Raw genomic sequence first — 23,218 nt, 5'->3', positions numbered from 1 at the left:
GTCATCCGTCACAGCTTGCCCAATGCCCAAAGTAGAACCGACTTCTGACCGTGAATCCGGTTTTCGGCCTCATCCCATACTACAGAAGCAGGCCCATCGATAACCTCGTTGGTCACTTCCTCTTCACGGTGGGCGGGAAGACAGTGCAGGAACTTGGCTCCCGGCGCAGCCTTTGCCATCAGTCCGGCATTGACCTGATAGGGTTGCATGGCCGCGATGTGCTTTTCGCCGCCCGCCTGCCCCATGGAAACCCAGGTATCGGTGACAACGATCTGCGCACCTGCAGCCGCCTCTGCGGGATCCTGCGTGAGAATCACCTCACCGCCGGCAGCACGGGCACGTGCGACAAAACCGGCGTCCGGCTCATAACCGGCAGGCCCACCGATCCGGATCGTGAACTTCATCAGGCCTGCAGCCTCGATCAGCGAATTGGCGACGTTGTTGCCATCGCCCAGCCACGCCAGTTGCAGACCCGGCAACGCAAACCCCTGCTCCACGATCGTGAGCAGATCCGCGACGATCTGGCAGGGGTGCGAAAGGTCGGTCAGGCCATTGATGACCGGCACCTCGGCGTAATGGGCAAGTTCCTCGATCTTGGCATGATCGTCGGTCCGGATCATGATTGCATCAACCATCCGGCTGAGCACGCGAGCGGTATCGGCAATCGTCTCCCCTCTGCCGATCTGGGTGCTGCCCGCCTCCATGATCAACGCGCTTCCGCCCAGTTGCCGCATGGCCATGTCGAAAGAAACACGCGTACGCGTGGAATTCTTCTCAAAGATCATGGCAAGGGTATGTCCCGCGAGCGGCTGGTCCGCATCCGGCTGCGCCTTCGGCCAGGTCTTACGCGCCGCCTTGCGGTCGATGGCGTCGGCGATCATGCTCGCGATCGCATCGCCGCCCGCATCGCCCAGGTTGAGGAAATCCCGAGCCATCAGGCAACTCCTTCCGGCTGATAGCTGGCCGCCGCAGCCGAGAGCTTTTCCATGAATTCGTCCATGTGGCTGTCGTCGATGACGAGAGGCGGCAGAACCCGGACGACATTGTCGCCAGCCGAAACCGTCAGCAGTTGATGATTGTCGCGCATATGCGCAACAAAGGCCCGCGGCTCGACCTTCATCTTAAGGCCGATGAACAGCCCCTTGCCACGCACCGAGTCGAACAGTTCGGGGTAATTGCCGATAAATTGCTCAAGGCGCGCCATCAGGCGCTCACCCTTGGCACGCACATCTGCAAGAAACTCTTCGTTGGCGACCGCGTCGAGCACAGCGCCGATCGCCGCCATGGCAAAAGGATTGCCGCCATACGTCGAGCCATGCGTTCCCACGACCATGCCGCGAGCCGCCTTTTCGGTGGCAAGGCAAGCGCCGACCGGGAACCCGCCGCCGATACCCTTTGCGGTCGCCACCACGTCGGGAACGATCCCATACTGCTCGTAAGCATAGAACGTTCCCGCACGGCCCACGCCACTCTGCACTTCGTCCAGCACCAGAATCAGGTCATGCTCATCGCAGAGCGCACGCAGGCCTTCGAGGAACGCCTGCGAAGCAATGCGAATGCCGCCTTCACCTTGAATCGGCTCGACCAGGAAGCCTGCCGTATTCGGGCCAATGGCTGCCTTTGCCGCCTCCAGGTCGTCGAACTCGACATACTTGAAACCGGGTAGCAGAGGCAGGAAGCCCTTGTGCATCTTTTCCTGGTTGGACGCGCTGATCGTGCCCATCGTCCGGCCATGAAAAGCGTTGTTGAACGTAATCAGTTCATACTTTTCGGTATTGCCGACATGCTGATGATAGGCGCGCGCCGTCTTGATCGCGCATTCGACGGCTTCAGCGCCCGAATTCGTGAAGAAAACCGTATCCGCAAAAGTCAGATCGATAAGCCGCTGCGCAATCGCCTCCCCTTGCGGGCTGCCGTACAGGTTCGAGACATGCATCAGGGTTTCCGCCTGCTTCTGGATCGCACCGACCAGACCGGCATGCGAATGCCCAAGCAGGTTGACCGCAATGCCGCTGGCGAAATCGAGGAATCGGCGACCGTCTTCACTGATCAGGTGACAGTGCTCGCCGCGAACCGGCCGAACGCCGCACCGGGGGTACACGGGCATCAGTGGAGTGATCGACATGACGTTATTCCTCGAAACAAATCTGTGAAGCGAAAAACGGGGAATCTGAAAACGACAAATGGCGGCCCTGTCGGACCGCCATCTGCGCGCTTCTAGGCTTTTGCAGCCCCCCGGTCAAACGCCCGGGGGGAGTGCAGGCTTGATCAACCCTGGAGCGACGAAAGGTTGACCGCCGAGTACTTGCCTCGTCGATCGACCTCGATGTCGAACTCCACGCGATCGCCTTCGTTCAGGCCGGCAAGGCCCGAGCGTTCAACCGCGCTGATGTGAACAAACGCATCCGGCTGGCCATCGTCACGGGTGATGAAGCCGAAGCCCTTCATGGAGTTGAAGAACTTGACCGTACCGCTGGCCTTTTCGCCAGTCAGCTGACGCTGCGGCGCAGGCTCCCGCTTCTGGACGGGGATCACGTCGCCGACCACAACGAGGTCGCTGGCCGAGATCTTGCCGCCACGATCGACAAGCTGGAATTCGAGCTGCTGGCCCTCGGCAAGACCTTCGAGGCCTGCACGCTCGACCGCGCTGATGTGCACGAACACATCTTCGCCGCCTTCATCGCGCTGAATGAAGCCGAAACCCTTGGCGCCGTTGAAGAACTTGACGACGCCCTTGCCCTGGCCGACGACCTGGGCCGGCATGCCGCCGCCGCGGGGACCGCCGAAGCCGCCACCGCCGCCGCCACGCGGGCCACCGAAGCCGCCGCTGCGAGGAGCGCCGCCGCCGAAACCGCCGCGGTCATCACCGCCGCCGAAACGGTCACCGCCGCCAAAGCGATCGCCACCGCCGAAACGGTCACCGCCACCGAAACGATCCTGCCCGGCAAAGAACGGGTCGAACTCGTCCTCTCCAAACCGATCTCGCTTGTCGCGTCCCCTTCCGCGACGACCTCTGTCAAAACCCATGTTTACGAACGTACCTTCGCTGCGCCCCAAAAAGTATTCACCCGGACACGTGGACGAGCCGTGCCGACTGTCAGACGAGCGGAAGAGACATAACTCTCCCGGTACCTGCAGCGGCGACTCATACACGACTCATCTGCCCATTGCGAATACAAATAAGCGGGATTTTCCGGCGATCTGACCGAAACACCGCTTTTCTATGGCTCGCGCGTGATCCTGTTGCCTGAACTATGCGCTTGACGGCAGATAATTTCAGGCTCAACCGCTGCCGGACAACCGCATGATCGCGAGGAAAAGTCTGATGTTCCGCCAGGTCACCGAAACCGTCTTCGCTAGCCCGCAAATCACCGTGGAGGCCGTTGCCGAAGCCAAGGACCTGGGGATCGTGCGCATCATCAACAACCGCCCCGAGGGCGAAAGCGACGACCAGACGCCCGGCGCGGAAATCGAAGCGGCAGCGCGCGCCGCCGGGATCGACTATGTGGCCATTCCCGTGGGCCATGGCGGTTTCAGCCAGGCACAAGTCGACGCCATGAGTTCCGCTCTCGACGGTCTGGACGGTCCGGTACTGGCCTATTGCCGATCGGGAACCCGCTCGACCCTGCTCTGGGCGCTCGCCCGCGCCAAGGCCGGTGACAATCCCGCCGTGATCGCATCGAAAGCCGCCGCCGCAGGCTACGACGTATCGCCGGTCCGTCAATTGATCGAGATGCTTTCGGCCGGCGGCTGAGACCTAAAGGGCGATATCGCCCTGCTCACCGGTCCTGACGCGCAGGACTTCGGCGAGTTCGAACACGAAGATCTTGCCATCACCGATCTCGTCGGTACTCGCGCCCTTGCCGATGATCTCGATAACGGTATCGGCAAAGGCGTCCGAAACGGCAATTTCCAGCTTGATCTTGGGCACCAGACTCGAAGCGTATTCAGCGCCGCGATAGATCTCGGTCTGCCCTTTCTGCCGGCCAAAGCCGCTCACCTCGGAAACCGTCAGGCCCGACACTCCGGCACTGGCCAGCGCATCCTTCACTTCGGTGAACTTGAACGGCTTGATGATCGCGACGATGTATTTCACGCGTATCTCCCTGGCCGGCTGGCGGATGCCGCAAGCATCCCACAAACCCTCCTCCACGACAAAGAAAAATGGGCCGGAGCGGCTGGCTCCGGCCCTTTAAGTTTGTGTTCGCAGGAGGAACACTGGCAGGCGGCGACGGGAAGGAGGAGAGGAAAGATCCCGCCGCCGCCAAACTCGAGAACTTAGTTGTAGGCGCGCTCGCCGTGCTCACCGATGTCGAGGCCTTCCTGCTCGACTTCCGGTGCAACCCGCAGGCCGGTGACAGCCTTGGCGACATAGGCGGCGATCACGGTGCCGACTGCAGCCCAGACGATAGCGACCAGAACCGCGATGACCTGTGTGGCAACCTGGGCGCCCATCGAGAAATCAGCGGCGCCGGGGCCACCGAGGCTCGGAGCGTAGACGATACCGGTGCCCACGGCGCCAACCATGCCGCCGATGCCGTGCACGCCGAAGGCGTCGAGGGCATCGTCATAGCCAAGTGCGGGCTTGAGCTTGCTGACGGCGAAGAAGCAGATGATCGAAGCCACGGCGCCGAGCACGATCGCACCGAACGGGCCAGAATTGCCGGCAGCCGGGGTCACGGCAACCAGACCGGCGACGATGCCCGAGCAGAAGCCCAGAGCCGACCCCTTGTGGCCGCTGAAGCGCTCTGCGAGCATCCAGAACAGGCCGGCCGAAGCAGTGGCGACAAATGTGTTGATCATGGCAAGGCCAGCCGAGCCGTTGGCCTCCAGTGCCGAACCGGCGTTGAAACCGAACCAGCCCACCCAGAGCAGGCCGGTGCCTACCATGGTCAGCGTCAGCGAGTGGGGCGGCATCGGCTCCGAGGGGTAACCCTTGCGCTTGCCGAGGATCATGGCGAGGACCAGCGCGGAAACGCCTGCGTTGATGTGAACGACAGTACCGCCGGCAAAGTCCAGCGCGGCAGGCAGATCGGTACCGAACATCTTGCCTGCGAACAGGAAGCCGCCGGCAGCCCAGACCATGTGGGCGATCGGGAAATACGTGATCGTCAGCCAGACCAGGCCGAATACCATGACCGCCGAGAACTTGATGCGCTCAACCGTCGAACCGAGCACCAGCGCGATGGTGATGGCGGCAAAGGTCATCTGGAAGCAGATGAACACATATTCGCTGATCACTTCGCTGGTGAAGGTTGCCGCCGTGCTCTCAGGCGTAACGCCGGCGAGGAAGAACTTGCCCCACGAAATGAAGGCATTGCCTTCAGGACCGAAGGCGAGGCCGTAGCCGTAGATCACCCAGAGCAGCATGGCGAGACACGCCACGGCGCCAATCTGCGTCATCGTCGAGAGCATGTTCTTCGAGCGGGTCAGGCCGCCGTAGAACAGCGCAAGGCCAGGCAGGATCATGAGCAGGACCAGCAGGGTCGAGGTCATCATCCAGGCGTTGTTGCCGGGGTTGGGGACAGGGGTGGCAGCGGCCTGCGCAAAGGCAGGCATGGCGGCGAACAGCGACGCTCCCAGAGCGCCGGCGCCGCAAAGAAGTTTGCGGTTCATCGTGGAATCCCTTCTGTGGGAGGCGCCGGTCAAAGCGCGGTATCGCCGGATTCGCCGGTGCGGATGCGCACCGCGGATGCGAGATCGAGGACAAAGATCTTGCCATCGCCGATGGCTTCGGTGCTGGCGACCTGCTGGATCGTCTCGACGATCTTGGGCGCCAGATCGTCCGGCGCGGCGACCTCGATCTTCACCTTCGGGAGCATGTTGGTCGAATACTCGGCCCCACGATAGATTTCCGTCTGCCCCTTCTGACGGCCGAAGCCCTTCACCTCGGTCACGGTCATGCCGGCGACGCCAATCGCGCCCAAAGCTTCCCGAACTTCGTCGAGTTTGAAGGGCTTGATGATGGCTATGATGAACTTCATGCCTATCCCCTGCTTGCCACCGGTCCCAGCACCGGTCGTTCCCAGGTAAAGCAAGGGGCGTGCCAATTTACCAAAAGGCAAGATTCCGCCACATTTTTACAAGATGCGGGCAACTGCAGCATGGGCCATCGCCCGATTCCTGAGCAACTGCCTATTTTTTAGGCAGTTCGAGCGCAGCAAATACCGGCAGATGGTCAGATCCTATCGCCGATAATGGGCTATGATGGACCTTTGTTCCACGAACCGCCCATTGTTCGGACACTATGATGCGGTCCAGCAGCGCCAGTGGCCGGCGGGAGGGGAAACTCCGGCCAGATGAAAGCACCTGCCAGGGCGCCTGAAACTCCCGGAAACAACCGCCGTGGGCCGACCATTCGTTTAGGTCGCCCATCAAGACGGTGGGCATCGGCTGGCCACAGTCCTCGACGTGCGAGAGTACGCTTCGCACCTGCAACCGGCGCCGCAGACCCGACAGATCGAGATGCATGCCCACGACCCGGAAGCGGGTTCCGTCCAGCGCAAGGTCAGCGCGAACGGCGCCCCGCGGCTCCAGCACCGGCAAAGGCACCGGCGCAGCATCGAGCAGTTCGATGCCCTTGCGCACCAGCAAGGCATTGCCGTGCCAGCCCAGACTGTCGGGCTTCATCGATAGCGGCACCGGCACATAGTCGGTGGAGGTATGGATCGCATCGAGCGGCAAGGCGCTCATCCGGCGGCCGAAACGGCGGTCCGCCTCCTGCAGCGCAACGACATCCGCATCGATCTCGCGCAGGACCGAGAGAATCCGTTCGGGATCGCGCCGCCGGTCCAACCCCACGGCCTTGCGGATATTGTAGCTGGCGAAGGTGATCTGCACGGGGAACTTTCGCGAGAGCTTGGCTACCGGAACTTAAGCCGACCGCCGCGGCACTGCCAAGGCGGAGATAAGTCCAATCCGCAAGGTATCCTCGCGGTTCCCGTCAGCGCTCCTTGGTGGCGCTGAAAGTCAGGTCGGGATTGCGCTCTTGCTGGTAGCTCACGTCCCAGGCCGAGCGGGCCATGAACACCGGGTCGCCGTCCCGGTCGCGGGCGAGGTTCATCTTGTTGAATTCGCCGAAATCGCGCAGCGCCTTGTCATCGCCCTTGAGCCAGCGGGCCGTATCGAAGGGAGCAGGTTCCAGCACCGCCTCGACCTTGTATTCGGCTTCGAGGCGGCTGATCAGCACGTCAAGCTGCAGCTGGCCGACAACCCCCACGACCCACTGCGAGCCGATCTCGGGATAGAAGACCTGGATGACGCCCTCTTCCGACAGGTCGTCCAGCGCCTTGCGCAGCTGCTTGGTCTTGGTCGGGTCCTTGAGCGCGACGCGGCGCAGGATTTCCGGGGCAAAGTTCGGCAAGCCGGTAAAACGAACCTGATTCTTCTCCGAAAGCGTATCGCCCACCCGCAAGGTGCCATGGTTGGGAATGCCGATGATATCGCCGGGCTCGGCGCTGTCGGCGATCTCGCGGTCCTGCGCGAAGAACAGGATCGGCGAATGGACCGCGATCGGCTTGCCGAGGCCCGAAGGCGTCAGCTTCATGCCGCGCTTGAAGGTGCCCGAGACCAGACGCATGAAGGCAATACGGTCACGGTGCATCGGGTCCATGTTGGCCTGGACTTTGAAGATGAAACCGGTGACTTCCTTGTTGTCCGGCTCGATCGTGCCTGCCTCCGAAGGCTGCGGGCGGGGCGGTGGGGCGAACCTGGCAATTGCATCGATCAGCTCGGCGACACCGAAGTTCTTGAGCGCCGAGCCGAAGTAGACCGGCGTCAGGTCACCGCCGCGATAGGCCTCGACGTCGAATTCCGGATACCCGGCCTGCGCCAGCTCCAGTTCCTCGGCCACCGCATCGGGGAGCGCGGCGTTTTCGTCGACATGGCCGAGATATTCCTTGCTCGGCCCTTCCGGGCGGCTGATCCGTCCGCTGGCGATGTCGAGAATGCCCTCGAACATGCCACCCATGCCGACCGGCCAGGACATCGGGCAGACATCCAGCGCCAGCATGTCGGCCACTTCGTCCATCAGGTCGAAGCAGGCACGGCCTTCGCGGTCGACCTTGTTGATGAAGGTGATGATCGGCACCGAACGCAGGCGGCAGACTTCGAACAGTTTGCGTGTCTGCGGCTCGATGCCCTTGGCCGCGTCGATGACCATGATCGCCGAATCGACCGCCGTCAGCGTGCGGTAAGTGTCTTCCGAGAAGTCCTCGTGGCCCGGCGTGTCCAGCAGGTTGAAGGTGACCGTATTGCCATCGGCATCGGTCCGCTCGAAGGTCATCACCGAGCTGGTGACCGAGATTCCGCGCTGCTGCTCGATCTTCATCCAGTCCGAACGCGCACGCCGCGCCGCGCCGCGTGCCTTGACCTGACCTGCCAGGTGAATCGCGCCGCCCTGCAGCAGCAGCTTTTCGGTGAGCGTGGTCTTACCGGCGTCAGGGTGCGAAATGATTGCGAAAGTGCGGCGGGAATTGGTCATCGGCGCCCTTTACTGGGGACTGCCCCAGAAGGAAAGAGGATCGAGGGAACGCGCGGCGGCGGCGCCCTCCCTCGCTCATCCCTCCCCTGCCGGAGCCTTATCCGGCGCGAGCAACCTGAAAACCAGCAAAGGACTGGCTAACCGGCATCAGTTCCAGCGTGTTGATATTGAGGTGCGCCGGCAGCGTGGCCACCCACAGCACCGTCTGCGCAATATCCTCACCCGTCATCGGATTGGCACCGCCATAGAGCGTGTCCGAGGCCTGCTGGTTGCCGCCCGTGCGTACCAGCGTGAATTCGGTTTCCACCATGCCCGGCTCGATCGAGGTAACGCGAACGCCGGTCCCGGCAAGGTCCGAACGCAGGCCCAGCGAGAACTGGTGCACGAAAGCCTTGGTGCCGCCGTAGACGTTGCCGCCGGTGTAAGGATAAGTCGCCGCCACCGATGACAGGTTCACGATCGCGCCCTTGCGCTCCACCAGCGCCGGCAGCAGCTTATGGGTGAGCGAGACCAGCGCGGTGACGTTGGTGTCGATCATCGTCTTCCAGCTGTCGAGCGAGGCGCTCTGAGCCGGTTCCGTGCCGAGCGCGAGGCCGGCATTGTTGACGAGGCAGTCGATACCGGCGAACTCCGCCGGGAGCGCCGCCAGCGCGGCATCGCGCGCCGCTTCATCGCGCACGTCGAAGACGGCGGCGTGGAACTTGTCCGTACCCAGTTCGGCCTTCAGGGCGTCCAGGCGCTCGGCCCGGCGGCCGGTGCCGATCACGCGCCAGCCCGCCGCCACGAACGCGCGGGCACAGGCTTCGCCGATACCGGAGGTGGCGCCGGTTACGAGTGCGGTCTTCATGGAGGTCTCCTTCAATCAGCGGTCAGGACGGTCACGTCCATGCGAAAACGGCGGCTGGCGCCGGGCGCCAGCGAGAGCATGCCCGGCTTGGCGCGGAAATCGCCGGAATAGCCCAGCGGGTCGGCGTGGCCCTGCCAGGGCTCGATGCAGAGGTAATTGGCGCCCGGCTTCTGCCAGATGCCCAGCATCGGCATGTCCGGGAAAGCCACCGCGAGCTGGCCGCCACCGGGCGAACCGAAGGTCAGCGCGCGGCTGGCAAGCCGGTCCCAGATCACCGCGTCCTCGACGAAATGCACGGCATCGGGACGGTAGAGGTGGCCTTCCACCAGCGTCGGCACCGGCTCCGGCAGGACGAGGCCGGTGGCCGGATCGATGCGGCGGACCGGCTGCGGTTCGGCCTGTTCGAAAGCGATCGTGTGTTCCGCCTTGGGCGCGCCGCCGGGCAGCGGCCAGGCGAAGGCAGGGTGATAGCCAAGGCTGAACGGCATCGGTGCATCGCCGGAGTTGGAAACTTCCGCCGCCACATGCAGCGTCGCGCCGTCGATGCGGAACACGAGGTCGAGCACGAAAGCGAAGGGATAGACCTTGCGCGTACCCTCGCTGTCACGCAGGCGCAGGCGAACCGCGCCCTCGTCCTGCTCGACCACTTCGAAGGTCGAATGGCGGGCAAAGCCGTGGCGGGGCAGTTTGTAATCCTGCCCGTCCAGCCGATAGCGATCGCCATTGAGCCCACCGACGATCGGGAACAGGATCGGCGCATGGCCGGTCCAGAATGCCGGATCGGCATCGGTCATGTATTCGCGGCCGGTCCGGTCGGCCAGCGACCAGAGTTCCGCCCCGAACGTGGCGATGCGCGCGGTCAGATCGCCGGCGGTGATGGTCACGAATTCCACGTCAGTCACCGGCGATCTTCCCTTTTTCCCCAGCAGCCTCTTCAGCCGCCCCTTCAACCGCGCAGCACGGCTCCGAGCTTGGCGGCGGCGGCGGTCACCTTGTCGCTGATCGCCTTGAGGTCCTCTTCCTTGTAGCTCTTTTCGAGCGGCTGGAGAGTGACTTCGAGCGCGAGCGACTTCTGCCCTTCCGGCACGCCGGTCCCGCGGAAATCGTCGAAGAGGCGGGCCGAGACGATGTTCACCTTGTCCGCACCCGCAACCATGCGGACGAGGTCACCAGCGGGCAGTTCCGCCGGCACCAGGAACGCATAGTCGCGCGTCACCGCCTGCAGCGCCGGGGGCGCGTAGCGGGTACGGGCGAAGGTGGGGGCGCCCTTCTTGCCGGGGATGGCGTCGAGATAGATCTCAGCAATCGCCACCGGGCCTTCGATATCGAACTGCTTGGCAACCGCCGGGTGCAGCATGCCGAAGCGCGCCAGCACGTTCTTGGGCCCAAGGCGCAGCGTGGCCGACTGGCCGGGGTGGAACTGCGAACCAGCCTCACCCATGACCTGCAGCTTTTCGACCGGAGCACCGGCCTCAGCCAGCAGCGCGGTGACTTCGGCCTTGGCGTCATAGGCATCGAACATCGCCGCCTTGCCGGTTGCCCAGCCGCGCGCGACCTTCTCGCCGGCCAGCACGAAGCCCAGCGCCAGACGCTCGTCGCTCGCACCGCCCTCGCCGCGCAGATAGCGACGGCCGAGTTCGAACAGGCGCAGCGAGGCCGCACCGCGATCGAGGTTGCGCTTGGCCGCCATCAGCAGGCCCGGCAGCAGCGACGGCCGCATGACCTTCATGTCCTCGCTGATCGGGTTGGCAAGCGTCCACAGCGCGCCATTGCCTTCGGCGAAAGCATCGGCCTCGGCGGAGGGGAGGAACGACCAGGTGACAGCTTCATGCAGACCGCGCGCGGCAGCGGCGCGGCGAACGCGGCGCTCCAGCGCCTGCGTCGGCGTGGCGGTCGGACGGGCGACGCCGTCAACGCGCGGCAAGGCGACGCTGGCAACCTTGTCGAGACCGTGAATGCGGACGACTTCCTCGACGATGTCGGGGGCGCCGTCCACATCGGGACGCCAGCCGGGAACGGTCACGGCCCATGCCTTATCAAAGCCGGCTTCTTGCCCGACGACAGCGAAGCCAAGGCTCTCCAGGATACGCTGCTGTTCGGCCGGCTCGATGGCCACCCCGCCCAGCTTCTCGGTCAGCGCCGGATCGAAGTGCACGATCTTCGGCGTCGACGGAGCCGCACCGCTGCGCACCGGCTGCGAGGCTTCACCGCCGCACAGCGTCTGGATCAGCTTGGTGAGGTGGTCGAGGCCGGTATCGAGGAAATTCGGATCGATCCCGCGCTCGAAACGGCTGCGCGCGTCCGAGGTGAGGTTGAGCTTGCGGCCGGTCTTGGCGATGCGCTCGGGATCGAAATAGGCGATTTCGAGCAGGACATCGGTGGTCTCCTCGCCGCAGCCCGAATGCTCGCCGCCCATGATGCCGGCGATGTCGTGCACGCCTGAATCGTCGGCGATCACGGTCATCTCGGCGTCGAGCGTGTAGGTCTTCTCGTTCAGCGCGACGACCGTCTCACCGTCCTTGGCGCGGCGCGCGACAACGGCGCCGCTCAGCTTGGCAAGGTCATAGGCGTGAGCCGGGCGACCATAGGCCAGCATCAGGTAGTTGGTGGCATCGACCAGCGCCGAGATCGGACGCTGACCTGCCGCCTTCAACCGGTCCTGCAGCCACTGCGGCGAAGGGCCGTTCTTCACGCCCTTGATCACGCGGCCGTAGAACGCCGGGCAACCCTCGGCATCGTCGGTGCGCACCTCCACCGGGCAGGGGAAACTGCCGGCGATGTCCAGCACCTCGATCGGCTTCAGCGTGCCGAGGCCGGCGGCGGCCAGATCGCGGGCGATGCCGTAGACGCCCATGCAGTCCGGACGGTTCGGGGTGATGGCCACTTCGATCACCGGATCGGCGCCGTGGTAGTCCGCGAAAGGCGTGCCGACCGGCGCGTCCTCGGGCAGTTCGATGATGCCGTCGTGGTCTTCGCCAAGCTCCAGCTCGCGCGTGGAGCACATCATGCCGTTCGATTCGACGCCGCGCACGGCAGCGACCTTCAGCACCATACCGTTGGCAGGCACGGTCGCACCGGCAAGGCCCAGCACGCCGACAAGGCCCGCACGCGCATTGGGTGCGCCGCAAACGACCTGCAGCACGCCCTCACCCGTATCGACGGTGAGGACCTGCAGCTTGTCCGCCTGCGGATGCTTGTCGGCCGTCAGCACCTTGGCCACGCGGAAACCGGCCAGCTTCGCAGCGGGATCCTCGATGCCCTCGACCTCAAGGCCGATGGCGTTGAGCTTCAGGGCGATATCCTCAAGCGAGGCGTCGGTCTCAAGGTACTGCTTGAGCCAGGAAAGCGAGAACTTCATTTTCTAGATCCTTCCCGCGCTCAGGCCGGAGTGCCAACGCCGCCCGAAAGGGTCGGCACGTCGAGGGCGGAGAAACCGTAGTGGGAGAGCCAGCGCACATCGCCGTCAAAGAAGGCGCGCAAGTCGTCCATGCCGTACTTCAGCATGGCAAGGCGATCGATGCCGATGCCGAAGGCGAAACCCTGCCATTCGTCGGGATCGAGCCCGGCGAATTCGATGACGCGGCGGTTGACCATGCCCGAGCCGAGCACTTCCATCCAGCCGCCCTCGCCCTTCGACGGATCGCCGCCGATCACGCGCTTGCCGTCGATCAGGGTGAAGCCGATGTCCGCTTCCACCGAAGGCTCGGTAAAGGGGAAGTAGCTGGGGCGCAGGCGCAGGACGATGTCCTCACGCTCGAAGAACGCCTTCAGGAAGGTCTCCAGCGTCCACTTGAGGTGGCCAAGGTGAACGTCCTTGTCGATCACCAGACCTTCGACCTGGTGGAACATCGGCGTGTGGGTGGCGTCGCTGTCCGAACGGTAGACGCGGCCCGGCGCGATGATGCGCAGAGGGGCGCCTTGCGCGAGCATGGTGCGCATCTGCACCGGGGAGGTGTGCGTGCGCAGCAGCATCTCGCGGTTCTTGGCGTCGCGGTCCGGGAAATAGAACGTGTCGTGCATCGCGCGTGCCGGATGGCTTTCCGGCATGTTGAGCGCGGTGAAGTTATGCCAGTCGTCCTCGATCTCCGGCCCGGTGGCGACCGAGAAGCCGAGGTCGGCGAAGATTTCGGCGATCTCGTCCATCACTTGCGAGATCGGGTGAACGGTGCCGCGCGGCGCTTCGGGCGCGGGCAGCGAGAGATCGATGGTCTCGGAGGCAAGACGGGCGTTCAGCGCCGCCGTCTCCAGCACGTCCTTGCGGGCGCCGAGCGCATCGTTCACGCTCTCGCGCAGACCATGGATCTTGGGGCCTTCGACCTTGCGCTCTTCGGGATCGAGCTTGCCCAGCGTCTTGAGCAGGCCGGAGATCGAACCCTGCTTGCCCAGAAACTCGACACGCAGTGCGTCCAGCGTATCGAGATCGGATGCTTCCGCGATCCGCGAGAGCGCCTCCTGGCCGGTTGCTGCGTAGTCCACTGGTGTCTGCCTGACTGTTGCTGATATCTGGAAGCGCGGTCCTTAGGGGGAGCGCGCGAGAATCGCAACGGCGAGAGCGCGCCGCGCCTGCAGGGGCCGCATGGCTGCCCCCCGATCAGCCCGCCCGGAACCGCCGCCCCATGCCCGTCCGGCCGAGCCGAACCCGCTCGCGCATCAGCGTTTCCGTCACGGGCTTGTCGAGCGCCGCATACTCGCGCGGGGTCATCCCCATGAAGGCCTTGAAATCGCGCACGAACTGGGCCTGATCGTGGTAGGCCTCGTCCATCGCCCCGATCCACTTCCGCGCCGGCGCCTCGGTAAACTGCTCGACACTGCGCAGGAAACGCTGGCGACGCAGCAGCAGCTTGGGCGAGAAACCGAAAGCGGCCCGGCACACCCGCTCGACCATGCGCGGATGCGCGCCCACTGCCGCGGCAAGGTCAACCGCGGTGCGCAGCTCCGGATCGAGGACGGCATCGCCGATCGCGACGATCAACGCCTCGTGTGCCACCTCCCGCAGTTCCAGCCCGGCCAGGAACGCGATCAGGCAATCGAGATGGACCCCGGGCGAAACATCAACATCGGACAGCAGGCCATGGAGCGGCAGGAACCGCGCAAATACCACGTCGACATCACCGTCCACCAACCTGTCGGCATAAAGATAGGCCGGGGCATCGATGAGAGCAGCCCAACCCAGCGGGGTGACGCGGAACCCCCAGTGCCGCGCCGTTCCCATCGAGAAACGCACTTCCTGGGCGCGCGGCCCGCTCACGGTAAAGCGGCTGCCATCGATCCTGCTGCCAGATCGTGTGCTTGCCCGCACGGGCGAGCCGTAATGGAACCGGAAGGTCGCCCAGTCGGGGCAAAGGACGTCGTGCAGGCGCTCATCGGCGCCGAGATCGACGTCGCAGTAGAACAAGGCCGTTACGTAGCGCTCAAGCCCCGGAGGGACCGGGCAGTACTGGATGATGACCCGCCTGGCTGCCATTCCCTGCTTCTTGTCACTGCCCCTGCTTGTCGTCACGGCAATGTCGACTGCCCCTCGCGCCGAAAAATTACAGGCTCTTGACCAAGCGCGCAAAGCAATTCGGCGCGCCCGTGCCGTTAAAACAATGAAAGCAGAAACAATTCGGGGTGCGGACGCCATAGCGCCCGCACCCCGTAACTGTTTCGCGGATCGCGATTTCAGAGCCTCGAAAGGCCCCGAAACGATCGGCTTAGGCCGGCAGAGCAGCCTTTGCCTGAGCGATCACGGCCGAGAACACCGAACCCTCGTTCATGGCGAGGTCGGCCATCGACTTACGATCCAGTTCGATACCGGCGAGCTTGGCGCCGTGGATGAACTGCGAGTAGGTCAGGCCTTCGGCGCGGACGGCAGCGTTGATACGCTGGATCCACAGGGCGCGGAAGGTGCGCTTCTTGACCTTGCGGTCGCGGTACGCGTACTGGCCGGCCTTTTCGACGGCCTGGCGGGCAACGCGGATCGTGTTCTTCCGGCGGCCGCGGTAACCCTTGGCCTGGTCCAGAATACGCTTGTGCTTGGCGCGGGTGGTAACACCCCTCTTAATACGGCTCATAGGTCAGTACTCCTCAGTTGAGCCCGTAGGGCGCCCACTTCTTGATCGTCTTTGCATCGGCGTCAGAGATGACTTCGGTGCCGCGATTCTGGCGGATGTACTTGCCGTTGTGGCTCATGAGGCGGTGACGCTTGCCGGCGACGCCGTGCTTCACCTTGCCGGTGGCGGTGAGCTTGAAGCGCTTCTTCACACCGCTCTTGGTCTTCAGCTTGGGCATTTCGTTTCCTTTCGCAGCAGACACGTCCAGTCAGCCATGGCAGCCCTTTTCGCCAGGCGGACGAGCGAATCCCCTTGCGGAGACTCAACCGTGTCGATTGAAGGGCGCGCCTTTAGGGGGAGATGGCCCGCAGCGCAAGCCCTGCCGACCATCTCGCGCCGTCCTCGCGGATTTCGCGGCCTCAGGTCCCGTTGCGCAGCGTGGTGAAAGGCCGCCGGCCGGTCCTGGCCAGCCAGCCGAGGTAATCCCCATCGCGGATCACCGGCGCGGCCTTGGGCTGCGGGGCACGCCAGACATAGATTTGCGCCGGCGCCCGGCGCCCCGAGGCAAGGCGTACCGGCAGGCAGATCCGGCGATACTCGCGCCCCTCGTAGCGGTCCAGCCGGGCAAGATCGCCCGGCCGCAAGTCCAGTCGGCACAGCGTGCCCCGCACGCCGGCGCCGGAGCGCGCCGGCAGAAGCGCAGGGAACCAGCCATTTCCGCCCTTCACGGCAAAAATCCGGCCCGGCGCCCATGCCGGCTCGGCATGGGCCATGCGCGCCGCGATCCACTCCCCCATGCGCGTTCCGGCATGGGGCTGGAGCGTACCGTAGACAAACAGGTCCTGCGCCAAGATCGGCTCAGTGGTGGTGGCAGGCCATCGCCTCGACCACGTCCTCGAGCCGCGCCGCATCGCCGATGGCCAGCACATGGCCTTCGGACTGCTGGTGCAACGGGTCGCCGTTCCAGTCGCACATCGTCCCGCCCGCACCCTCGACGATGGGCACCAGCGCCGCCCAGTCGTGCAGCTTGAGCCCGGCTTCGCAAATCAGGTCGAGTTGGCCCGAGGCAAGCAGGCCATAATTGTAGCAGTCGCCACCCATCATCATGCGCTTGTGATCGGTCCTGGCGGCCAACGCCATGAAGTGCTCGCCCTCGTGGTCGTTGAAGTACTGCGGCCCGGTCGTCGCCAGCATCGCCTCCGACAGTTCGCGGCAGGCGCGGGTGCGCACTTGCTGGCCGTTGAACGTCGTCGCCGCCCCGCTGGCACCGACCCAGCGCTCACGCAGGATCGGCTGGTCGATGACCCCCAGCACCGGCCAGCCGTCGACCAGCAGCGCGATCAGCGTGCCGAAGATCGGACGCCCGGCAATGAACGAGACGGTGCCGTCGATCGGATCGAGCACCCAGGTCCGCCGCGACGTGCCTTCCTCGGTGCCGAACTCCTCACCGATGATCCCGTCCTGCGGCACCTCGGCCTTGAGGATGCGGCGCATCGCCTCCTCGGCCGCCTGGTCGGCGATGGTGACGGGAGACGCGTCGGACTTGCGCTCGGCGGTAAGGCCGGAGCGGAAATGCGGGCGGATCGCCTCGCCCGCCGCATCGGCGAGTCGCATGGCGAGAGCGATATCCTGATCGAGTTTCATGCCGCTCCTGTGCCTTTTCCAGCCCGGCGCGGTCAAGCGGCACGCGATCCCCTCCCAGGCAGCATCGGGCCAGCGTCGAGCCCGTCCCCACGCCGCATCCCCGCACCCGGAAATCACCCCTGAACCGGACCTTATGTGTTTTTCACACATTGCAGCGCCATGCCGCCCCATTTATCCCGGCATGGCAGAAGCACACCTTCTGCAAGAGTAGGGGCATGCTGCAAAGATCCATTCCAGCCGTCGACCCGGCCCTGGCGCCGGAGCAGGGGTTTGCCCGTAACGGCCAGCCACTGTCGTACAATCGCGCCCCGGCAGTCGACCTGGCGCCGTGGATCGCGCGCCTCTACGTGTCGCGCGTCGCCGCCCCCGCCGGATACACCCTGTCGTGCGGGCTGTTCAGCGACACGGCTACCCTGCGCATCCAGATCGACGGCAAGTGGACCGCCAAGGCAGCGGACGGCGAACATGCATTCGAGAAGGCCGCCCTGTTCCTCGGCCCGCAGACCCACCGCATGCCGATCACGGTGACCGGCAGTTTCACCAGCGTGGGCATTGCCTTTCGCCCCGGTGCCTGCACCGCCATGCAGGGCCCGCGCATAAGCGACTACGTGGACAGGCTGGTCTCGACCAGCGCGGTGTCGATTCCCTCGGAATGCTACCTGGCGATGCTTGGGCCGGATGGATGTCCGGAGGCATGGCTGCAACGGCTGGAGCAGACCTTCCGCCACCGCATCGAGCAGATGGACTGTCCGCCGCCCGATCCGGTCACCGCCCGCTTCGAGACGATCACTTACCGCTCCCCCTCGATCACCGTCGCCGATGCCGCGCGCGAATGCGGGGTGGAGCGGCGTACTCTCGAACGTGTGGTCAACCGTGACTTCGGGATGTCCCCCAAGCAGGTCCTGCGCCGCGCCCGCGCGCTGGACATGGCAAGCTATCTGCGCGGTGTTGTCGATGCCGAGGAGGCCGACGAGATCGCCCTGCGCTATTACGACGAAAGCCACCTGATCCACGAGTTCACCGAACTGTTCGGCATGTCGCCCAGCCAATTCGTGAAGCGCCCGCAGCCGATCCTCACGCTGATCCTGGAGGCGCGCCAGGCGCGGCGGCTGGAAATGCTCAAGCGCCTGCAGCCGGGGCAGACGCGCCCCTGGCAGTAGCCAACAAAGGAAAGGCCCGGAACTTGCGTCCCGGGCCCTGAATGCCTTCGATCCGGAGACCGGTCCTCAGTCGAACAGGCTCGAGACCGAGCTTTCGTCGGCGATGCGGCGGATCGCCTCGCCGATCAGCGGGGCGATCGTCAGGATGCGGATCTTGTCCGAAGCCTTGGCGTCCTCGGTGGCCTGGATCGAATCGGTGATGACCAGTTCCTTGAGCGCCGAGTTGGTGACGCGGCTGACCGCCGCACCCGACAGCACGCCGTGGGTGATGTAGGCGGTGACGCTGGTGGCGCCCTCGTCCATCAGCGCCTGGGCCGCGTTGCACAGGGTGCCGCCCGAATCGATGATGTCGTCGATCAGGATGCAGGCGCGGCCCTTCACGTCGCCGATGATGTTCATCACTTCCGACTGGCCGGGCTTGTCACGGCGCTTGTCGACGATGGCGAGCGGGGCGTTGTCGAGACGCTTGGCCAGCGCGCGGGCGCGAACCACACCGCCGACGTCGGGCGAGACCACCATCAGCGACTGGTCGCCGTAGCGGGCCTGGATGTCGGCAGCCATGACCGGCGCGGCAAACAGGTTGTCGGTCGGGATGTCGAAGAAGCCCTGGATCTGGCCGGCGTGCAGGTCGACCGAGAGGACGCGGTCGGCACCCGCCTCGGTCAGCAGGTTGGCGACCAGCTTGGCCGAGATCGGCGTACGCGGGCCGGGCTTGCGGTCCTGGCGGGCATAACCGAAGTAAGGCACTACGGCGGTGATCCGCTTGGCAGACGCGCGGCGCAGCGCATCGATGCAGATCAGCAGCTCCATCAGGTTGTCGTTCACCGGATAGCTGGTCGGCTGCACGATGAACACGTCCTCGCCGCGGACGTTCTCGTGGATTTCGACGAAGATTTCCTCGTCGGCGAAGCGGCGTACGGCCGCGTCCGTCAGCGGCAGCTCGAGATAGGCTGCGATGGCCCGCGCGAGCGGAAGGTTGCTGTTGCCGGACATGATCTTCATGGCGAATCCCCGAGACGGCGTGGAAGTGATGGGTGGCTGAACGCGCCCGCCTCTAGCCATGAGTCATCGGATTGCAACATCAAAGCGACGCCGCGTCACCGTGACCCGGCCTTCCTGCCGTCAAGCACCTGAAATTCAGCCGCGAAGGCGGTGCTCGCCCTTGATCCAGCGAACCGTTCCCGAACTCGCGCGCATGACCACGCTCTCGGTCGTCATCGTGCCGCCCTTGAGGCGCTTGACGCCCGCCAGCAGCGAACCGTCGGTCACGCCGGTCGCCGCGAAGATGCAGTCGCCCTTGGCGAGATCGCGCAGCTTGTAGATCTTGTCGAGGTCCTCGATGCCCCACTTGCGGGCACGGGCCCGCTCGTCGTCGTTGCGGAACAGCAGGCGCCCCTGCATCTGGCCGCCGACGCAGCGCAGCGCCGCGGCCGCCAGCACGCCTTCCGGTGCCCCGCCCGAGCCCATGTACATGTCGATCGTGGTGTTCTCGTCGGTCACCGCAATCACCCCGGCGACGTCGCCGTCGCCGATCAGCACGACACCGCAGCCGATACCGCGCAGTTCGGCGATCAGTCCGGCATGGCGTGGACGATCGAGCACGCAGACGATGATTTCCTCGGGCTTCACGCCCTTGGCGGCGGCGACCGCCTGGACGTTCTCGGTCGGGCTCCTGGTGAGGTCGATCAGGTCCTCGGGATAGCCCGGGCCGATCGCCAGCTTCTCCATGTAGACGTCGGGCGCGTTGAGCAGGCCGCCCTCTTCCGCCGCCGCCAGCACCGCAAGCGCATTGGGACCGGCCTTGGCGGTGATCGTGGTGCCCTCCAGCGGATCGAGCGCGATGTCGATCTTCGGGCCGCGCCCGGGAGCGCCGCCGACCTTCTCGCCGATGAACAGCATCGGCGCCTCGTCGCGCTCACCCTCGCCGATCACCACGGTGCCGTCCATGTAGAGCGTGTCGAAGGCCTTGCGCATGGCCTCCACCGCGGCATGGTCCGCTGCCTTCTCGTCGCCCCTGCCGACCAGCTCCGAAGCCGCGATGGCCGCCGCCTCGGTCACGCGCACCATCTCGAGAACGAGGACGCGATCGAGGACTTTGCTTGCTTCGGGCATGAACACTCCGCATGAAGGCGTGGAGGGATAAGGTTCGGGGAGGGGGATTAGACAGAGGAATACCACTTGTCGAGGATATGGCGCGCGCTATTCGCAATCGCGACCCTCTCTCCCGCTGCCGCGATGGCGCAGGAAAACCCGGCCGGTTCGGCGGCCGCAACGGCCTCGTCCGGCACCGCCGCGACGACGGGCAGCACCATCTCGGATGCGGACAAGGCCATCGCCGAAAAGATGATGGCAGGTGGCGGCCGGATCACCCCGGATCGCAGCCACCGTGCCTGCGTGCGCAACACCCGCGCCGGGGAAATCGTCGTCTGCGCCCCCGATGAAGACCAGTTCCGCGTCGAATCGACGGCGGACAGCGATCCGACCGGCAAGGCCGGGACCAACGACGGACGGCTGCGCGCACCCGATTTCGAAAAGCACATGCCCGGCGTGACGGTGGCCAAGGGCTGCTTCATTCCGCCCTGCCCGCCCGCCCAGCCGCTGATCATCGACCTTTCGCAGATTCCCGAGGCTCCTGCCGGATCGGACGCCGATCTCGTCGCCAAGGGCGAACTGCGCGCGCATTGAGGCGCCGCCGGAAGGACGGACGCCCCGGCTCTGGGAGGAGCCGGGGCGTCCGCGACGGTTCTGGACCGGCCCGTCGAAAATCGCCCTTCAGCGAATTTCCAAACGGCCCATCTATCCCTCGATGATCTGCATCACCAGCGGCGCGGCGGTCAGGCTCTGCGACCCCTCCAGCACCCGCATCGCCTCGCAGACCGCCGATTCCGGCCCTTCATGGGTGACGATGGCAAGGATCACCTCGCCCTCCTGCCCGGCGAGCCCCTTCTGGATCATGCTGGCGATCGACACCCCGGCATCACGCATGGCCGCGGTGATGTCGGCCAGCACGCCCGGACGGTCCGGCACGGTGAAACGGATGTAGCTGCGGCTGCGGCGATGGCCGGTCTCGGCCGGCTCCATCGCCTCGAGCTCGCCTGCCGGCATGGAGAACGCCGCGCCTTTTTCGCCGCGCGCAATGTCGATGATGTCGGCAACCACCGCGCTGGCGGTCGGACCGTCGCCGGCACCGGCCCCCTGGAACAGCAGCCGGCCCATGAAGTTGCCCTCGGCTACGACCGCATTGGTCGCCCCGTCGACACTGGCCAGCGGGTGATCGAACGGCACCAGGTGCGGGCGCACCCGCTGGAACAGGCGCGGCGCGCCACCGGTCCGGTCGATCTCGCCCATGCCGATCAGGCGAATCACGTAGCCAAGCGAGCGCGCCTGTTCGATATCCGCCGCTTTCACGCGCGAGATCCCGGAGGTCTCCACCGCGTCGAAACGCAGGCGCGAACCAAAGGCGATCGCAGCCAGGATCGACAGCTTGTGCGCGGCGTCAACGCCTTCGATGTCGAACGTGGGATCGGCCTCGGCATACCCCATGCGCTGGGCTTCGGCGAGAACGTCGCCAAAGTCCCGCCCGGTGTCTTCCATGGTCGAAAGGATGTAGTTGCAGGTGCCGTTCAGGATGCCGTAGACCCGCTCTATGGCATTGGCAGCGGCCCCTTCGGCAAGCCCCTTGATGACCGGAATGCCCCCCGCGACCGCCGCCTCGAACTTGAGCGCCACCCCCGCGGCCTCCGCCGCCGAGGCCAGTTCAAGGCCGTGGTGCGCGATCATTGCCTTGTTGGCGGTGACAAAACCCTTGCCCTGCGCAATGGCGTTGCGGGCCAGCGCCAGCGCCGGACCGTCCGAGCCGCCGACCATCTCGACAACCACGTCCACGTCCGGCCGGGCGGCCAGGGCAGCGGTATCGTCCACCCAGTCGTAGCCCGAGAGGTCGACCCCGCGGTCCTTGCTGCGATCACGCGCGCTCACGGCGGCGATACGGATGGGGCGGCGCGCACGCCGGGCAATCAGTTCGGCATTGGTCTCGATGAGACGGACAACGCCCGCCCCGACCGTGCCGAGACCGGCCAGCGCAATATTCAGCGGTTCAACCATGGACTTCCCTTTCGCGTGCGGGCCCTAAGCGAGCCGCACGCGAAATTCCAGTACCTTCACGCCTCTTCCCCCGCGCTCAGCGAAGATTGCGGCGACAACCGCCGAGTTGCGCAAGGACGAGGCGGTAGTCGGCAGCGGCCTGACGCATCGCCTCGACACCTTCCGAGACATTGGCGCGCGAGGGCGGATTGGCCGGCAGGAAGCAGGCCAGGCGGTACCATTCCAGCGTGTCGGCCTGCGGCGGATGACCGACGTCTGCCACGAGTTCGGAGAACGACACCCCCCATGCCGGGGCCGCGCCGGGCGCGTGAACGACGGTGATCGACGCTGCCGAGCCATTGGCGGTGTTGAGGAAAATCTGCGTCTCGCCCTGCCCGGCCAGATTGCCCGGGACATAGAGCAGCTCGCGCACGCCGGTGATTCGCGCCGGCGCATCGGGCGAAATGAGCGCCTTGAGGATGCCGCGCAGGCGCGCATCGGCCGCTTCGCTCCAGAGCTGCTGAGCGGTCGGCGTAATCAGCTGCAGCTCGCCCGGACGGCCGGGCACGGCGCGGGCAAAGAGCAGCACGTCCTGCTTCTTGAGCGCGGGCGGCTTGCCACGGGCATCGAGCGGCAGGTCGACCAGATAGGCGATCGATTCGCCGATCGGCGAGGAGCCCGTCAGCAAGGCCACGGTCTGGGCATTGATGTAGAAACGGCCCATGCCCGCCGTCAGTCCCGGCGCCCGGGCATCCTCGACCCGCACGATCTTGCGGACCGTCGCGCGCACCACCAGAGCCGACGAATCGGCAAGATCGGCGACATCCGCGAAAGTCGGCTCCCCGCGCGCCGGCACGGCCGCACCGACCTGCACTTGCGCATGGGCCGGAAGCGTCTGCGCGGCAAGGGCAAGGCATGCCAGTCTGAGGGCAACGCGGGTCGGATTCGCAGGCATCGGTGTCTCACTCTG

General features: G+C 65.3%; 24 protein-coding genes. 3 read left to right on the top strand and 21 right to left on the bottom strand.

Going from position 1 to position 23,218, the window contains the following annotated elements:
• Positions 1–8 precede the first annotated feature (8 nt).
• The 3 genes from argF to DM450_RS26475 all read right to left on the bottom strand — a co-directional run bounded on the left by argF (position 9) and on the right by DM450_RS26475 (position 3,027).
• Positions 9–935 (bottom strand): ornithine carbamoyltransferase, encoded by a 927-nt coding sequence (gene argF, locus DM450_RS17225; protein WP_142636855.1) that lies wholly within the window; start codon positions 933–935, stop codon positions 9–11.
• Positions 935–2,125 (bottom strand): aspartate aminotransferase family protein, encoded by a 1,191-nt coding sequence (locus DM450_RS17220; RefSeq protein WP_142636853.1) that lies wholly within the window; start codon positions 2,123–2,125, stop codon positions 935–937. Before DM450_RS17220 ends, argF begins: the two co-directional genes overlap by 1 nt.
• A gap of 143 nt (positions 2,126–2,268) precedes the next feature.
• Positions 2,269–3,027, bottom strand: a complete 759-nt coding sequence (locus DM450_RS26475) for a cold-shock protein (protein ID WP_142636851.1) — start codon at positions 3,025–3,027, stop codon at positions 2,269–2,271.
• 298 nt (positions 3,028–3,325) lie between these two features.
• Here DM450_RS26475 and DM450_RS17210 point away from each other — a divergent pair, with 298 nt between their 5' ends.
• Positions 3,326–3,754, top strand: coding sequence for a TIGR01244 family sulfur transferase (locus DM450_RS17210; protein WP_142636849.1), 429 nt, complete (start codon positions 3,326–3,328; stop codon positions 3,752–3,754).
• Positions 3,755–3,757: 3 nt separating this feature from the next.
• On the opposite strand, the gene DM450_RS17205 is transcribed toward DM450_RS17210, so the two are convergent.
• The 14 genes from DM450_RS17205 to hisN form a co-directional block, all read right to left on the bottom strand.
• Positions 3,758–4,096: a P-II family nitrogen regulator gene (locus DM450_RS17205; RefSeq protein WP_142636847.1), complete on the bottom strand. Its 339-nt coding sequence runs from the start codon at positions 4,094–4,096 to the stop codon at positions 3,758–3,760.
• A gap of 182 nt (positions 4,097–4,278) precedes the next feature.
• On the bottom strand, positions 4,279–5,616 hold the full coding sequence (locus DM450_RS17200; RefSeq protein ID WP_142636845.1) for an ammonium transporter: 1,338 nt from the start codon (positions 5,614–5,616) through the stop codon (positions 4,279–4,281).
• 29 nt (positions 5,617–5,645) lie between these two features.
• On the bottom strand, positions 5,646–5,984 hold the full coding sequence (locus tag DM450_RS17195) for a P-II family nitrogen regulator (RefSeq protein WP_021232713.1): 339 nt from the start codon (positions 5,982–5,984) through the stop codon (positions 5,646–5,648).
• Positions 5,985–6,135: 151 nt separating this feature from the next.
• Positions 6,136–6,840 (bottom strand): endonuclease/exonuclease/phosphatase family protein, encoded by a 705-nt coding sequence (locus DM450_RS17190; protein WP_142636843.1) that lies wholly within the window; start codon positions 6,838–6,840, stop codon positions 6,136–6,138.
• 103 nt (positions 6,841–6,943) lie between these two features.
• Entirely contained in the window at positions 6,944–8,482 is a 1,539-nt protein-coding gene (locus DM450_RS17185) for a peptide chain release factor 3 (protein ID WP_142636841.1), read from the bottom strand.
• Between the two features lie 97 nt (positions 8,483–8,579).
• Positions 8,580–9,329, bottom strand: coding sequence for an SDR family NAD(P)-dependent oxidoreductase (locus tag DM450_RS17180; protein ID WP_142636839.1), 750 nt, complete (start codon positions 9,327–9,329; stop codon positions 8,580–8,582).
• Between the two features lie 11 nt (positions 9,330–9,340).
• Positions 9,341–10,231, bottom strand: coding sequence for an aldose 1-epimerase family protein (locus DM450_RS17175; RefSeq protein WP_142636837.1), 891 nt, complete (start codon positions 10,229–10,231; stop codon positions 9,341–9,343).
• Positions 10,232–10,275: 44 nt separating this feature from the next.
• Positions 10,276–12,687, bottom strand: a complete 2,412-nt coding sequence (gene pheT / locus DM450_RS17170) for a phenylalanine--tRNA ligase subunit beta (RefSeq protein ID WP_142636835.1) — start codon at positions 12,685–12,687, stop codon at positions 10,276–10,278.
• A 20-nt stretch (positions 12,688–12,707) separates the two neighbouring features.
• Positions 12,708–13,805: a phenylalanine--tRNA ligase subunit alpha gene (pheS, locus tag DM450_RS17165; protein WP_142636833.1), complete on the bottom strand. Its 1,098-nt coding sequence runs from the start codon at positions 13,803–13,805 to the stop codon at positions 12,708–12,710.
• Between the two features lie 115 nt (positions 13,806–13,920).
• Positions 13,921–14,793 (bottom strand): AraC family transcriptional regulator, encoded by an 873-nt coding sequence (locus DM450_RS17160; protein ID WP_185928642.1) that lies wholly within the window; start codon positions 14,791–14,793, stop codon positions 13,921–13,923.
• A 229-nt stretch (positions 14,794–15,022) separates the two neighbouring features.
• The gene (gene rplT, locus DM450_RS17155) at positions 15,023–15,382 is read right to left on the bottom strand and encodes a 50S ribosomal protein L20 (protein WP_142636829.1); all 360 of its coding nucleotides are present in this window, start codon (positions 15,380–15,382) and stop codon (positions 15,023–15,025) included.
• Between the two features lie 13 nt (positions 15,383–15,395).
• Positions 15,396–15,599, bottom strand: a complete 204-nt coding sequence (gene rpmI / locus DM450_RS17150) for a 50S ribosomal protein L35 (protein WP_021232722.1) — start codon at positions 15,597–15,599, stop codon at positions 15,396–15,398.
• Between the two features lie 181 nt (positions 15,600–15,780).
• On the bottom strand, positions 15,781–16,212 hold the full coding sequence (locus DM450_RS17145; RefSeq protein WP_260609957.1) for a gamma-glutamylcyclotransferase family protein: 432 nt from the start codon (positions 16,210–16,212) through the stop codon (positions 15,781–15,783).
• A 7-nt stretch (positions 16,213–16,219) separates the two neighbouring features.
• A complete protein-coding gene (gene hisN / locus DM450_RS17140; protein ID WP_142636825.1) occupies positions 16,220–17,005 on the bottom strand; it encodes a histidinol-phosphatase in 786 nt (261 codons plus the stop codon).
• Positions 17,006–17,220: 215 nt separating this feature from the next.
• On the opposite strand from hisN, the gene DM450_RS17135 reads away from it, so the two are divergent.
• Positions 17,221–18,165 (top strand): helix-turn-helix domain-containing protein, encoded by a 945-nt coding sequence (locus DM450_RS17135; RefSeq protein ID WP_142636823.1) that lies wholly within the window; start codon positions 17,221–17,223, stop codon positions 18,163–18,165.
• Positions 18,166–18,231: 66 nt separating this feature from the next.
• Here the strand turns inward: DM450_RS17135 and DM450_RS17130 are convergent, their stop codons facing one another.
• Together DM450_RS17130 and glpX are read right to left on the bottom strand one after the other, a co-directional pair.
• A complete protein-coding gene (locus tag DM450_RS17130) occupies positions 18,232–19,167 on the bottom strand; it encodes a ribose-phosphate pyrophosphokinase (RefSeq protein ID WP_142636821.1) in 936 nt (311 codons plus the stop codon).
• A gap of 135 nt (positions 19,168–19,302) precedes the next feature.
• Positions 19,303–20,277: a class II fructose-bisphosphatase gene (gene glpX, locus DM450_RS17125; protein WP_142636819.1), complete on the bottom strand. Its 975-nt coding sequence runs from the start codon at positions 20,275–20,277 to the stop codon at positions 19,303–19,305.
• A gap of 66 nt (positions 20,278–20,343) precedes the next feature.
• On the opposite strand from glpX, the gene DM450_RS17120 reads away from it, so the two are divergent.
• Positions 20,344–20,850, top strand: coding sequence for a hypothetical protein (locus DM450_RS17120; protein ID WP_260609956.1), 507 nt, complete (start codon positions 20,344–20,346; stop codon positions 20,848–20,850).
• A 111-nt stretch (positions 20,851–20,961) separates the two neighbouring features.
• Here the strand turns inward: DM450_RS17120 and DM450_RS17115 are convergent, their stop codons facing one another.
• Positions 20,962–22,269, bottom strand: coding sequence for a homoserine dehydrogenase (locus DM450_RS17115; RefSeq protein WP_142636816.1), 1,308 nt, complete (start codon positions 22,267–22,269; stop codon positions 20,962–20,964).
• A gap of 76 nt (positions 22,270–22,345) precedes the next feature.
• On the bottom strand, positions 22,346–23,203 hold the full coding sequence (locus tag DM450_RS17110) for a hypothetical protein (protein ID WP_142636814.1): 858 nt from the start codon (positions 23,201–23,203) through the stop codon (positions 22,346–22,348).
• Positions 23,204–23,218 lie beyond the last annotated feature (15 nt).

This window comes from Sphingomonas sp. IC081 (assembly GCF_006874585.1).
Lineage (GTDB): Bacteria > Pseudomonadota > Alphaproteobacteria > Sphingomonadales > Sphingomonadaceae > Novosphingobium.
Note: the sequence above shows the minus strand (reverse complement) of the source record. Positions and strands in the feature narration are given on the sequence as shown.